Below are 12,169 nucleotides of genomic sequence, written 5' to 3' on the forward strand. Positions count from 1 at the left end.
ATCTCGGTGTTGTCGCCGCATGAAGACAGGGCCCCTGTGCAGCTTGGAGGTTGTCGAGACCGAAAAGCTGCGGGGAGGCCCTGTTGCCGCTTTTGTACGCCGTCGCCGCGGTCGGCGGCAACTCCGTTCCCCCAGGGTGTGACTGCTTCGCACACCGGTACGGCAACGCGGGCGACCACGGCGAGCGTGTTCGACGCTACAACAGCGACATGACCGACGCCGAGTGGGCGGCGGTGCGGGGCCTGCTGCCGGTGCCGGCGTGGATGAGCGGCCGGGGCGGGCGGCCGGAGGGCTACTGCCACCGTCAGCTACTCGACGCGATCCGCTACCTCGTCGTCGTCGCCGCCGGGGTAGTCGAACAGGCCGCGGCGTTTCTCCTCGCGGAGATCTTTCATGACCTGCGTGACGTGGTTCAGCTGTTCGGTCCTGCTGGACGTCCTCCTCGCCATCGGCGAGCCGCCCCGCCCGGTGGGCCACCGCTGCGAACGGTGGTCCCGTGCAAGCGCGTTGGCCGGGTAGGACGAGCTGGACGAGTTGGACGGGCCGACCGGCCGGTCACCAGCCGTCGGTGAGCCGGAAGGCGTGGGAGAAGGAGGCTCCGCCCGTGTTCATCCATTCGTCGAGGACGCCGTAGGTGTCGTTGCGGGCGATGAGGTCGGCGCGGCCGGTGTCCCGGAAGGTCCCGGCGACCGTCTGCGAGAACGGACCCCAGCCGTCGGTGACGAGCACGCGACCGGCGAAGGTACCGTCCCCGTTGCCGGGCCACATGTACAGGTTGCCCGTCGCGTCCTCCCGCGCCATCAGGTCCGCGTGACCGCTCCCCCGGAAGTCACCGGCGACCGTCTGCGAGAACGGACCCCAGCCGGCCGTCAGGTCGGCCCTGGCCGTGAAGGACCCGTCTCCCAGCCCCGCCCACTCGTACAGGTGCCCGTCCGAGTCGTCGCGGGCGACGAGGTCGCCGATGCCCTTGCCGTGGAAGGCTCCGGCCGTCGTCTGGGAGAAGGTGTGGGAGGGGCTGGTCGGGGCGGGCCGCGGGGCGAGGACCTCGGCCAGGGCCGTGTTCCCGTTGGCGGCGGCGACACCACGGTCGTCCCGAAGGACAGCCCGCTGTCCGGACCGTCGACCTACACGGCGGCGGACGTCGTCGAGGTGCTGCGGCAGATCATGGTGACGTACCAGCCGACCGTGCTCCGGGCCCAGGACGAACTCCCGGACACCCGCTACAGGGGCGACCACTCGGACCACATCTCCGCCGCGAAGTTCGCCGGCATGGCGGCGAGCCAGTACGGCGGCTCGCTGATCCAGGTGAACTACCGGGACTACAACATCGGCGACTCCCCGGTGAACCTCGACCCGGCGACGGTCGGCACCAAGGGCGTGTTCGTCTCCGAGTACGCCAGCCACGACCACTCGGGGAACTACGAGACCGCCTGGTTCTCCCGAATGTACTACCGCTGGTCGCGCGGCACCTGCTGGGCCGGGCTGAACCAGGACGGCCGGCCGCAGGTCTTCGTCGTCCGGGCGGGCTCCCTCTACACGTACTGGCGCCAGGGGGACGGCAGTTGGGGCGGCCCGGCACGGTTCGCCGACCCGGGCGGGAGGCTGGCGCCGGGCATAGCCGTCGGCACCAACGCCGACGGCCGGATGGAGGCCTTCGCCCGCCGACTGACCGACCACCACATCGTCTCCGTCCCGCAGACCACGCCCAACGGCGTGTGGCGGGACAGCTGGGCCGACCTCGGCAACCCCAACGCCGGGCTCAACAACGCGGACCAGGTCGGCGTGCCCGCGGTGGTCGCCTCCCAGGACGGCCGGCTGGAGCTCTTCGTCAAGAACGGCGGCGGCGGCCTCAGCGCGATCCGGCAGACCAGCCCGAACGGCGCCTGGACGACCACCTGGGAGGACCTGCACGGCACCGACATCCAGGACCCGGTCACCGCGATCCGCAACGGCGTCGGGAGGATCGAGGTGTTCGCCAGCACCCGCGACGGGGTCGTCAACTGGTGGCAGACCACTCCGAACGGCGCCATCAACGGCCCGGGCCCGATCCCGAACTCCCGGCCGGCCAGCCCGCCCAAGGCCGCGCTCGACCAGGACGGCCGCATCGAACTCGCCTACCGCGAGGCCGACACCGGCGCGATGCTGGTCAGCTACCAGACCCAGCCCGGCGGACCGTGGAGCCAGTCCCCGGCCAACCTCGGCGGCCACAAGGGCGTGGGCGAGCCGGCGATGGCCAACCTCGGCGGACAGGTCGTCCTGTTCGAGCGCAACGGCGGCGGCGGCGTGAGCACCACCGCCCAGACCGCCCCGAACGCCGGCTACGGCGCCTGGCAGGACCTCGGCGGCACCGTCCTGGACTACCCGACCGCGCTCGTCGACGGCGGCGGTGTCCTGTACGTGTTCGCCATCGGCACGGACGGCCGCGTCTACTACCGCACGGGCACGACGCCCACCAACCTCGGCGGCTGGCAGGGCATGCCCCTGTGACCGCCGGTCCCGTCGGCCGGTCGGGCACCCTCCCGACCGGCCGACGGGCCGGGCCCGTGGGAGCGCCGGTGGGAGCGCTCTCACTCCGTGTAGGATGGCCACTCCCGAGAGTGAGCCACACCGGAGTGTGATCATGCCCCGAACTGACAGCCCGGGCCCCGGAAGCGCCCGGTCTGCCGCGCGACCGACGGTGGAGGACGTGGCCGCCCGCGCGGGAGTCAGCCGGGGAACGGTGTCCCGGGTCATCAACGGTTCGCCCAAGGTGAGCGCCAGGGCGAGGGAGGCCGTGGAGCACGCCGTCGCCGAACTCGGCTACGTGCCCAACCAGGCGGCACGGTCCCTGGTGACCTCGCGCACCGACGTCGTCGCCCTGGTCGTCCCGGAGAGCCTGGCGCGGCTGAGGTCGGAGCCGTACTTCGCGGACGTCATCACCGGGATCTCCGACGAACTCGCGTCGACCGACCTTCAGTTGCTGCTGACCCTGGTCCGCAACGAGGACGAGCGCGAGCGTCTGACGCGCTATCTCACCGCGCGTCGGGTCGACGGGGTGCTCCTGGTCTCGGTGCGCCAGGACGACCTGTTGCCCGACCTGCTCGAACAGCTCGGGATGCCGGCCGTGCTGGGCGGTCGCCGGTCCGAGCGCGAATCGCTGAGCTACGTCCACGCCGACAACGCCGGCGGGGCCCGGGCGGCCGTCCGGCACCTGGCCGGGCGCGGCCGCACCAGAGTGGCCACCATCACGGGGCCGCTCGCCATGGAGGCGGCCGGGGCACGCCTGGCGGGGTACCGGGAGGCGCTCACGGAGGCCGGCCTCGCCCCGGAGGACGCGCTCGTCGCCCACGGCGACTTCACCGAGGCGGGCGGCTACGCGGCGATGTGCGAGCTCCTGGCCGAAATGCCCACCCTCGATGCCGTGTTCTGCGCCTCCGACCTGATGGCCGTGGGCGCGTTCCGGGCGCTGCGCGAGGCCGGGCGGCGCGTGCCGGGAGACGTGGCCGTCGTCGGCTTCGACGACTCCGTCATCGCCCGTAGCACCGAGCCGCCCCTCACCAGTGTTCGCCAACCGGCCGAGGCGATGGGGCGGTTGATGGTTCAGCTGCTGCTCGAGGAGATCGCCGAACCCGGGCGGCCGCGTCGCCAGGTGATCCTTCCGACCGAACTGACGGTCCGCGCCTCGGCCTGACGGCCTCGGACGGCTTCGAACTGAGAGGCCGTCACGTCCCGTTGTTCCGTTATGAGCCACTGACGCGTGTCGCGGCTGACCTGGGCATGAGGTGCTGCTACGCTCCCGACGCGTGTGGGAGCGCTCCCACACGCCAAGATTCTGGGGGGTGACGTGTCGAAGGCACAACAAGGGGATTCGGCATTCGGGGGCATGCTGAGGACGCTTCGTCGTGAAGTGGGATTCACGCATGAGGAACTCGCCCGGCGTTCCAAGGTCAGTGTGAGGACGATCAGCGACATCGAGCGGGGCCGGGTGCGCCGACCGCAGCGCCGCTCCGTCCAGCAGCTGGCGGAGGCGCTCGGCCTGGGGACCTCGCGATTGGAATGGTTTCTCCGTGCCGCGCGAGCCGTTCCCGGCAGCGGGCTCGATCAGCCGGACGGGAGCCGTCACGAGACGCCGGCCGCCGGGGAGGTGGACGAACAGCCGTCCGCGGTGGTCGTGATGGTCCTGCCGTTGACCGCGATCGGCGAGAGCGGTCCGTGCTGTCGGCGCCGCCGACGCTGTCCGCAACCCCGCCCGGCCGGGCCCCGACACCTGCGCCGGGCCGGTTGACGGCCGTCACGTGCGGCGGGCAGGCTCCGACGGCCACACGTCCGCCACGAGGACGCCGAACGCGTACGCCCGCCCCACCAGCGCCGTCCGGTTGGCGACGTGCCACTCGGATGTGACCGGGTCCGGCTCCAGGGTGCGGCCGCCGCCGGCACGGTCGACGATCCGGTAGCCGTACGGCGGCTGCCCGCCCGCCCACCGGTCCGTCTTGCGCAGGTGCTTGTGGGCGGCGCTGACCCTGGCCTTGATCCGCTTGAGCTCCATCTCCGCGAAGATCGACGCCGCTGATCGGCCGGGAGCAGGTCCTCGCCCAACTGAGCCCGCAGGTCGATCGCATCCTTGAAGTCGGCCTTGAGCGTCTCGGCGGCATCGCCAGCAGGCTGGTAGCCACCTTCGACGAGTTCGATCCGAGCGGGCAGTCCTCTGCGGAGCCCGGCGAGCCGATCCCGAGGATCCGACGGCACCTGTGCGTTCGCGGTGGTGGTGTTGCCGGCCGTGCCGGCGCTGCCCGCGTCTGCGGCGCCCGCCCGCGGCGCTGCCGGGCTTCGTGGTCCGGGCGAGGTCCGGCGGGAACAGGTCGTCGACGCGGAGGTGATCCGCACCCGACGGCAGCGTTGTCGCCTAAGAGGCAGCGCAGGTAGGCACGGTGGTGGCACCCCGACAGAAACCGGCGCAGCACCTTGCGGTCATGGACTTGCGACGCTCTGTGATCACTGGACTGCTTCGCTACCGCGAGCGGCTGCGGTAACGGAAGGGCGAAGATCGCCCGAGGCTCGACCACCTCCCGCTACGCTCCGCAGCATGGGCGGAATAGACATGGTCAACGGCGTCGCCGGTGCCGTGATCGGGATGCTGTTCGCAGTGCTGTTCCAACAGCCCCTTCAGAACTCATGGTTCAGGGTGCGCAGACGCTGGTTCGGTGCGGTTCGAAGCCTTCGGTTCCGGGAGGAGCCCAGTCCCTCGTGGACGACCTTCTCGCTGGGCCCACTACGCACACCGGCACTGATCGTCGAGGGAGACGGCGAAACACCCATTCCTGCCGAGGGCGTGCACATCCAGGTACTCGACGACGAGATCAAGCTTCCCGCAGAGATCGCGCACTGGTGGGACGAGATCGAGGCCGAAAGCGTCCGGCTCCGGGCGGAGGGACGAACGCCGGTCTGGAACGGTCTCCGGTACGCGGTCGAGTCGTTCGACATCTCCCGGACACCCGTCGACGAGCAACCGGAAGTCCGCCTGCGGCTGCGGCCCACGGACTACTACACCTTCCTCGCCGCCCAGCAACTCGACCGTCGGCTGCCCGACGGGAGCACACTGCGCTCCCGCTACCTCGACCCCGACCACCCCCTTGAGGCGCCGGCGTTCCTGCAGTGCAGCCTGGGCGTCAACATCGCCGTGGTGACCGCCGACGACATGCTGGTGGTCAGTCGGCGCAGCGACCGGGTCAGGACGGCACCGGGCTCCTGGAACTCCTCCGTCAACGAGGGTGTGTCCCGGCACATCGATTCATCCGGCAGGAGCGCGCCGGTCCTCCACGCGGTTGCTCGGCGCGGCATGCGGGAGGAGTTGTCCCTGGAGCCGCACGAGTACTCGCTCGAGCTCCTGGCCTTCGTGCTGGACGTGGAGAAGCGCCAGTGGAGCGCCCACTTCTACGCGCGCCTGAACGAGTTGACACACCAGGGGCTCCGGACCCGGCTGAGCAGAGGGGTCGCCGACAGGTGGGAGCACCAGACCATCGACTACGTTCCGTTCCGCGCGGCAACGGTGGCCAGGTATCTGCTGCACTCGGACCGCATCCACCGCTGGGCTCCGGTGGCCCCCGCGCTGTTCCATCTGGCACTGGTCCACGTCCACGGGCGAGCAACGGTGGAACGGGCCGAGGCGCAGGCCGTCCGACGTCTTTGACTTTCGCTCCCTCGGCCAAGGGCCGCATAGACAGGTGAGTGGTCATGGTCGGCGTCGAGGCCGAGCGGGATGCCGTAGCCGGCGGTCATGCCCGACCGTTTCATTCCCCGCTTGCCCCGGTCGACGGGTGAGCGTCCGGCGGCTTCCATCCGCAGTGGCCTGCGGCTCCTCGTCGGCGCGGGCTCAGGTGTCGTAGCAACCGTCCCAGGGTGCGTTGAAGCCTAGGCCGTCGGGATAGAACTCGGCCCATACCCCGCTGTCTTCCTCCTCCTCGTCATCCTCGTCCACGTCCTCCTCCAGGACCAGGCCGAACAGGGATCCCTCAAACCGGACGGCGAAGGGTGCGATCGCGATGTCCTGGTACTGACACTCCGGAAGAGCGTCCAGCCACTCGTCAAGGAGGAGTCGGGCCGCGTCGATCGCTTTCTGCTCGCCGTCCGCTGTGGTGCCAGTGAACTGGATGCGCGAGTCCAGGTGCAGGCCGGCCCTGTCGAACCGATGCAACACCGCGCACCAACGCTTCTGGGACTGCCAGTCGTCGCCGCTCCAGCCCTCGGGGAAGGCTGCAGTGACCGACGCGAAGAACTGGCCGCCCTGCCATCGCCCGATGGTGCTCGTGCGGTAGGCAGGCTCGTATCTGATCGGGATGACCTCGGGAACGCTCATGGCGGAACCATAGGCGCTACCTGGGACAACAGGCGGCGAGAGCATCGCCGCCTGTCCGCGCTGAAAGCGATCAACGTCGTGGCGACCCGGGACCTGCCGGACGCGTCGTCCGCCGCAGCAGTGCGTCGTTGTGTCTGCACGAGCTCGACCTCGGTGTACGGGCACGCACTGGAGTCGGCGGACGAGGCGGTCCGGGGCACCGGCTCCGACCTCGAGACCCGGCACATGGCCGCCCTCTCCCAGGGCTCGCCGGGTACGGTCCGGCCGCGCCTCCCCTGCCCGCTCTGCCGGCCAGGGGATGATGCGCGCGTGCAGGAGGAGGAGTCGCTCCGGGCGAAGCCCAGCTCCGGACGGTCCTTCCCGCTCCCGCCCTGGCCGCCCACCTCCTGCGCGCTGCCACCCGAGCAATCCAGCCATCAGAACGAAACAGCGAGACAGGGAGACGATCCGGCATGTCCAGCGAGAGCGAGAGCCCACTCATCCCCTCCCCGACCTCCACTCCGCATCGGCCCAGGACGAACCGGGACTGGTGGCCGAACCAGGTGGACCTGTCGGTTCTCCACCAGCACTCGCCCCAGTCCACCCCGATGGGTGGGGATTTCAACTACAAGGAAGAGTTCAGGACCCTCGACGTCGAGGCGCTGAAGCGGGACCTCTTCGAGCTGATGACGGCGTCCCAGGACTGGTGGCCGGCCGACTACGGTCACTACGGGCCGCTCTTCATCCGGATGAGCTGGCATGCCGCCGGCACCTACCGCATCGCCGACGGCCGGGGCGGTGGCGGCAGTGGCGCTCAGCGGTTCGCCCCCCTCAACAGCTGGCCCGACAACGCGAGCCTGGACAAGGCACGCCGATTGCTCTGGCCGATCAAGCAGAAGTACGGCCGGAAGATCTCCTGGGCCGATCTGCTGATCTTCGCCGGTAACTGTGCCTATGAATCCATGGGTTTCAAGACCTTCGGCTTCGGCTTCGGGCGCGAGGACATCTGGGAGCCCGACCAGATCTTCTGGGGCCCTGAGGACACCTGGCTCGGAGACGAGCGCTACAGCGGACCGGGGGAGTTCGCCGAGCCTTTCGGCGCCGTACAGATGGGCCTGATCTACGTGAATCCGGAGGGGCCCCAAGGCAACCCGGATCCGCTGGCTGCCGCCCGGGACATTCGAGAGACCTTCGGTCGTATGGCGATGAACGACGTGGAGACGGCTGCGCTCATCGTCGGCGGCCACACGGTCGGCAAGGCCCACGGTGCGGTCGATCCCCAGTACGTCGGTCCGGAACCCGAGGCCGCCCCCATCGAGCAGCAAGGCCTCGGCTGGAAGAACACCTTCGACGGCGGCACGGGCGCCCATGCGTTCACCAGCGGGCTGGAGGGCGCCTGGACCAACCAGCCGACCACATGGGACAACGGCTTCCTGGCCAACCTGTACACGTACGACTGGGAGCTCACGACCAGCCCCGCCGGGGCGAAGCAGTGGACCCCCAAGGATCCGAAGGCCCAGGGCACCGTGCCCGACGCTCACGACCCGTCCAAGCGGCACGCCCCGATGATGCTGACCACGGACCTGGCGCTGAAGCTGGACCCGGTCTACGGGCCGATCACCAAGCGCTTCCACGAGAACCCCGACGAGTTCGAGGAGGCGTTCGCCAAGGCCTGGTACAAGCTGCTGCACCGCGACATGGGACCCCGCTCGCGCTACCTGGGCCCGTGGGTTCCCGAGCCGCAGCTGTGGCAGGACCCCGTCCCCGAGGTCGACCACGAACCGATCACAGAGCCGGACATCGCCGCCCTCAAGGGCGAGATCCTCGCATCGGGGCTGTCCGTCTCGCAGCTGGTCTCCACCGCGTGGGCGGCGGCAGCGAGCTTCCGCGGCACGGACAAGCGCGGCGGGGCCAACGGGGCACGGATCCGCCTCGCGCCGCAGAAGGACTGGGAGGTCAACCAGCCGGCCGAGCTGACCGGCGTGCTGCAGACCCTGGAGCAGATCCAGCAGGACTTCAACCGCTCGCAGTCCGGTGGCAAGAAGGTCTCGCTCGCCGACCTGATCGTGCTGGGTGGGTGTGCGGCCGTCGGGCAGGCGGCGAAGAACGCCGGGTACGACGTCACGGTTCCGTTCGCGCCAGGGCGTACGGACGCCTCGCAGGAGCAGACCGACGTGGAGTCGTTCGCCGTGCTCGAACCGACCTACGACGGGTTCCGCAACTACCTCCGGACCGGGGAGAAGCTGCCGGCCGAGACCCGGCTGGTGGACCGGGCGTTCATGTTGACGCTGACCGCTCCGGAGCTGACGGTTCTCATCGGCGGCATGAGGGCCCTGGACACCAACGTCGGGCAGTCCCGGCACGGTGTCCTCACCGATCGGCCCGGGACGTTGACCAACGACTTCTTCGTGAACCTGCTCGACATGGGCACGGAGTGGAAGGCGTCCGCCTCGGCCGAGAACGTGTTCGAGGGGCGGGATCGCGCCACGGGCGAGGTCAAGTGGACCGCCACCGCCGTCGACCTCGTCTTCGGTTCGAACTCTCAGCTCCGAGCCATCGCAGAGGTCTACGCGCAGGGCGACTCGAAGGAAAAGTTCGTGCGTGACTTCACGGCCGCCTGGGACAAGGTCATGAACCTCGATCGGTTCGACCTGGCCTGATCCCGATGTCCGGGCCGGCCGGCGAGCGGCCGGCCCGGACGTTCTCGGTCGGGCGTCGTGGCGTAGTCAGCCGCGTTCGGCGGCGACTTCGGCCGGGCCCAGCTCCAGGCGGTCCAGCAGCCCGGCCGCGGTGAAGGCGTCGACGAGGTGGGAGCGGCCCTCCGTGAAGTGGCCCCAACTGTCGAAGTGGACGGGGACCACGCGGCGGGCGGCGAGGACAGCAGCGGCCTCGGCGGCCTGGGCGCTGTCGAGGGTGAGCAGCGCGCCGTCGAACAGCGGGGTGCGGGCAGCGCCGGCGAACAGGACGGCGGTGTCCACGGGGGCGAAGCGCTCGGCGATCTGCTCGACCAGCGCGAGTGAGGCGTTGTCGCCGCTGACGTAGACCGTGGGCAGGTCCGGGGCGGTCAGGACGAAGCCGATCACCTCGCCGGTGACGGGCTCGCAGCCCTCGGGCCCGTGCTGGGCGGGGGTGGCGGTCACGGTCAGGGTGCGACCGTCGGGGCGGGACAGCTCGACGCTCTCCCAGGGCGCCAGGCCCCGGGCGCTACCGCCGAGGCGGCCCGCGCCGCCGTGCGTGGTGAGGACCAGGGGGATGCCGGCCAGAAGCGCGCGGCCGGAGTGGTCGAGGTTGTCGGGGTGCTCGTCGTGGGAGAGCAGGACCACGTCGACCGGACCGAGCTCGGCGGGGTCGACGGCGGCGGGAGCGGTCTTGACGAGGGCGTAGCCGTTGCCCCGGGGGTACTCGCCGGGGGCATCGAAGGCGGGATCGGTGAGGAACCGCAGCCCGCCGTACTCGATCAGGGCGGTCGGGCCGCCGAAGGTCCTGATGGAGGTCTGCTCGGCGGGTGCGCTGGTCTCGGTCATCTCGGCCATCACTTCCTCACGGATGGGGCAGGTTTTTTCCGTGAGAGAAAACTAGCCGAGCCTCACGGAAAAAAGCAACGGTTAACATGAGAGTCATGCAGGAGACCGCGAGCACCACGTCCGAGCACCACGTCCCGCCGCCCGCACCAGGGGCGGAGCAGCACCGCGCGCTCGACTTCGCCAACACCGCGCTCGCCTTCCCGGGCGGCCAGCACCTGGACCTGCTCGACTCCCCCGGCGCGGCGACGCGCTGGCTGGTCGAACACGACCTCTCACCGGCCGACGCCCAGCTGTTCGAGGTGTGCACGGCGCGGCTGCGCGCCCTGCGGGATCAGCTGCGAGCACTCTTCGCGTCCCGGATCGACGAACTCCCCGCGCCGGACGACGCACTGCTCGCCGTCAACGAGGCACTGACCAGCGCCCCCACGGCCGCACTGCTGCGCTGGGACCCAGTGCACGGCCTGCACCGGGTCCACCCACACCCCACCGACCGGATCGTCGACCACGCCCTCGCGGTCCTCGCGGCCGACGCCGCCGACCTGCTCACCGGCCCCGACGCCGAACGCCTCGCCGCCTGCGCCTCTCCCCCGTGCCGACGCTACCTCCTGCGCACCCACGCCCGCCGAAACTGGTGCTCCGTGCGCTGCGGCGACCGCGCCCGCGCGGCCCGCGCCTACGCCCGCCGCACCAAGGCGCAGCCATCACCGGACCAGCCGGACGAAGCTCTCACGCTCCATGTCGCCCACCACAACGATGCCGTCGGCGCCGACGAAGCACCCGAGACGGGGGCCACCGCGCAGTTCCCCGACGAGGGACCCGTCGGCTACCGAGGCACGCTGGCCGACTGACCTGACGGCTTCACGGGAATGCCCAACACAAGCCGCACACTGCGGTGTTCCGGGGAAGCCAATCAGTTCAGGCCCAACGCGTGGACAATCCGTCAGACGACCGACTCGTCGTAAGGGAGCGCGGTTCGTCCGAGGCCGACGGCAGGGTCCGCTGCGGGGTAGGACGCCTCGCGCGGCCGATGGTTGAGGTGGCCGGTTCCGCGCAGCCCGGCCAGTTCGCGGGTGCCCGTCCCGGGCGCCCGCCTCGAAGGCTGGACTACCAGCTGGGCCGAGGCGGGGGTGGAGCGAGCTGCAGGGCCGGCGCGGAGGGGAGTCGCCCGCTGCCGGTCCGACAGCCCGCTCCACCCCGGCGTCAGACCTGGTAGCGCTCGGGCGCGAACAGGTGCAGGTGCTCGGCGACCCAGTCGGAGGTGAGGCGCAGGCCCTCCGCCAGGTCGACGCGCGGCTGCCAGCCGGCGAGTTCGTGCGCCTTGCGGTTGTCGGAGAGCAGCCGTGCCACCTCGCTGCCGCCGGGGCGCAGTCGACTCGAGTCGACCACGACCTCGGCGTCCCGGCCGCTGGCGGTGATGAGCGCGGTGGCCAGGTCGCCGATGGAGATCTCGTGGCCGGTGCCGAGGTTGAGCACCTCGCCGATGGTCCGCTCGGCCCGGGCGGTGGCCAGGAAGCCCTCGGCGGTGTCCGTGGCGTAGGTGAAGTCGCGGGTGGGGGTGAGTGAGCCGAGCTTGATCTGCCGTGCTCCGGAGTGGAGTTGGGCGAGCATGGTGGGGATCACCGCGCGGGCGGACTGGCGCGGTCCGTAGGTGTTGAACGGGCGGACCACCGAGACCGGCAGTTCGAAGGCGTGCCAGTAGTAGGGCTTTGTTAGGTGCGGTGGTGTGGTTCTGGTGTCGGTGCGGGTTGGCCGCATATCGAGCAGGCGCCGGTCCAGGTGGCCAGGAGGGCCTGGAGTTCGCGGAGGACCGCATACAGGGTCAGGCCGGCGCAGG

Annotated in this window: 10 protein-coding genes and 3 pseudogenes; 7 read left to right on the forward strand and 6 right to left on the reverse strand. The window is 70.6% G+C overall.

Going from position 1 to position 12,169, the window contains the following annotated elements; translation table 11 throughout:
- Positions 1–50: 50 nt before the first annotated feature.
- Positions 51–335: pseudogene (locus ACIRYZ_RS19410) on the forward strand (transposase); the annotation flags it as partial.
- A 220-nt stretch (positions 336–555) separates the two neighbouring features.
- Here ACIRYZ_RS19410 and ACIRYZ_RS19415 read toward each other — a convergent pair.
- Positions 556–1,236, reverse strand: coding sequence for an FG-GAP-like repeat-containing protein (locus tag ACIRYZ_RS19415; protein ID WP_402945716.1), 681 nt, complete (start codon positions 1,234–1,236; stop codon positions 556–558).
- Here ACIRYZ_RS19415 and ACIRYZ_RS19420 point away from each other — a divergent pair.
- The 3 genes from ACIRYZ_RS19420 to ACIRYZ_RS19430 all read left to right on the forward strand — a co-directional run bounded on the left by ACIRYZ_RS19420 (position 1,186) and on the right by ACIRYZ_RS19430 (position 4,264).
- Complete coding sequence (locus tag ACIRYZ_RS19420; RefSeq protein ID WP_402945717.1) at positions 1,186–2,487, forward strand: hypothetical protein; 1,302 nt, start codon at positions 1,186–1,188, stop codon at positions 2,485–2,487. The genes ACIRYZ_RS19415 and ACIRYZ_RS19420 overlap by 51 nt on opposite strands.
- A 133-nt stretch (positions 2,488–2,620) precedes the next feature.
- Positions 2,621–3,670, forward strand: a complete 1,050-nt coding sequence (locus ACIRYZ_RS19425; RefSeq protein ID WP_402945719.1) for a LacI family DNA-binding transcriptional regulator — start codon at positions 2,621–2,623, stop codon at positions 3,668–3,670.
- Between the two features lie 192 nt (positions 3,671–3,862).
- Entirely contained in the window at positions 3,863–4,264 is a 402-nt protein-coding gene (locus ACIRYZ_RS19430; protein ID WP_402945753.1) for a helix-turn-helix domain-containing protein, read from the forward strand.
- A 6-nt stretch (positions 4,265–4,270) separates the two neighbouring features.
- Here the strand turns inward: ACIRYZ_RS19430 and ACIRYZ_RS19435 are convergent, their stop codons facing one another.
- Positions 4,271–4,525 carry a hypothetical protein gene (locus ACIRYZ_RS19435; RefSeq protein ID WP_402945721.1) on the reverse strand — a complete coding sequence of 85 codons (255 nt, stop codon included), beginning with the start codon at positions 4,523–4,525 and terminating at the stop codon, positions 4,271–4,273.
- Positions 4,526–5,062: 537 nt separating this feature from the next.
- On the opposite strand from ACIRYZ_RS19435, the gene ACIRYZ_RS19440 reads away from it, so the two are divergent.
- Positions 5,063–6,166 (forward strand): hypothetical protein, encoded by a 1,104-nt coding sequence (locus ACIRYZ_RS19440; protein ID WP_402945723.1) that lies wholly within the window; start codon positions 5,063–5,065, stop codon positions 6,164–6,166.
- Between the two features lie 59 nt (positions 6,167–6,225).
- Here the strand turns inward: ACIRYZ_RS19440 and ACIRYZ_RS19445 are convergent.
- Positions 6,226–6,312 (reverse strand): annotated as a pseudogene (locus ACIRYZ_RS19445) (IS5/IS1182 family transposase); the annotation flags it as partial.
- 37 nt (positions 6,313–6,349) lie between these two features.
- On the reverse strand, positions 6,350–6,832 hold the full coding sequence (locus tag ACIRYZ_RS19450) for a hypothetical protein (RefSeq protein ID WP_402945725.1): 483 nt from the start codon (positions 6,830–6,832) through the stop codon (positions 6,350–6,352).
- 452 nt (positions 6,833–7,284) lie between these two features.
- Here ACIRYZ_RS19450 and katG point away from each other — a divergent pair, with 452 nt between their 5' ends.
- Positions 7,285–9,471, forward strand: coding sequence for a catalase/peroxidase HPI (katG, locus tag ACIRYZ_RS19455; RefSeq protein WP_402945727.1), 2,187 nt, complete (start codon positions 7,285–7,287; stop codon positions 9,469–9,471).
- Positions 9,472–9,537: 66 nt separating this feature from the next.
- On the opposite strand, the gene ACIRYZ_RS19460 is transcribed toward katG, so the two are convergent.
- A complete protein-coding gene (locus tag ACIRYZ_RS19460) occupies positions 9,538–10,335 on the reverse strand; it encodes an MBL fold metallo-hydrolase (RefSeq protein ID WP_402945729.1) in 798 nt (265 codons plus the stop codon).
- Positions 10,336–10,430: 95 nt separating this feature from the next.
- Between ACIRYZ_RS19460 and ACIRYZ_RS19465 the strand changes: the two genes are divergently transcribed.
- A complete protein-coding gene (locus ACIRYZ_RS19465; protein WP_402945731.1) occupies positions 10,431–11,183 on the forward strand; it encodes an ABATE domain-containing protein in 753 nt (250 codons plus the stop codon).
- 352 nt (positions 11,184–11,535) lie between these two features.
- Here ACIRYZ_RS19465 and ACIRYZ_RS19470 read toward each other — a convergent pair.
- A pseudogene (locus tag ACIRYZ_RS19470) lies at positions 11,536–12,033 on the reverse strand (GDP-mannose 4,6-dehydratase); the annotation flags it as partial.
- Between the last annotated feature and the right edge of the window lie 136 nt (positions 12,034–12,169).

This window comes from Kitasatospora sp. NPDC101155, assembly GCF_044768305.1.
Classification (GTDB): Bacteria; Actinomycetota; Actinomycetes; order Streptomycetales; family Streptomycetaceae; genus Kitasatospora.

Excerpts from the sequence above, each read along its gene's own strand:
- ACIRYZ_RS19425 (WP_402945719.1), top strand. The coding sequence starts at position 2,621 with ATGCCCCGAACTGACAGCCCGGGCCCCGGAAGCGCCCGGTCTGCCGCG.
- ACIRYZ_RS19430 (WP_402945753.1), top strand. The coding sequence starts at position 3,863 with ATGCTGAGGACGCTTCGTCGTGAAGTGGGATTCACGCATGAGGAACTC.
- ACIRYZ_RS19435 (WP_402945721.1), bottom strand. The coding sequence starts at position 4,525 with ATGGAGCTCAAGCGGATCAAGGCCAGGGTCAGCGCCGCCCACAAGCAC.
- ACIRYZ_RS19440 (WP_402945723.1), top strand. The coding sequence starts at position 5,063 with ATGGGCGGAATAGACATGGTCAACGGCGTCGCCGGTGCCGTGATCGGG.
- ACIRYZ_RS19450 (WP_402945725.1), bottom strand. The coding sequence starts at position 6,832 with ATGAGCGTTCCCGAGGTCATCCCGATCAGATACGAGCCTGCCTACCGC.
- katG (WP_402945727.1), top strand. The coding sequence starts at position 7,285 with ATGTCCAGCGAGAGCGAGAGCCCACTCATCCCCTCCCCGACCTCCACT.
- ACIRYZ_RS19460 (WP_402945729.1), bottom strand. The coding sequence starts at position 10,335 with ATGACCGAGACCAGCGCACCCGCCGAGCAGACCTCCATCAGGACCTTC.
- ACIRYZ_RS19465 (WP_402945731.1), top strand. The coding sequence starts at position 10,431 with ATGCAGGAGACCGCGAGCACCACGTCCGAGCACCACGTCCCGCCGCCC.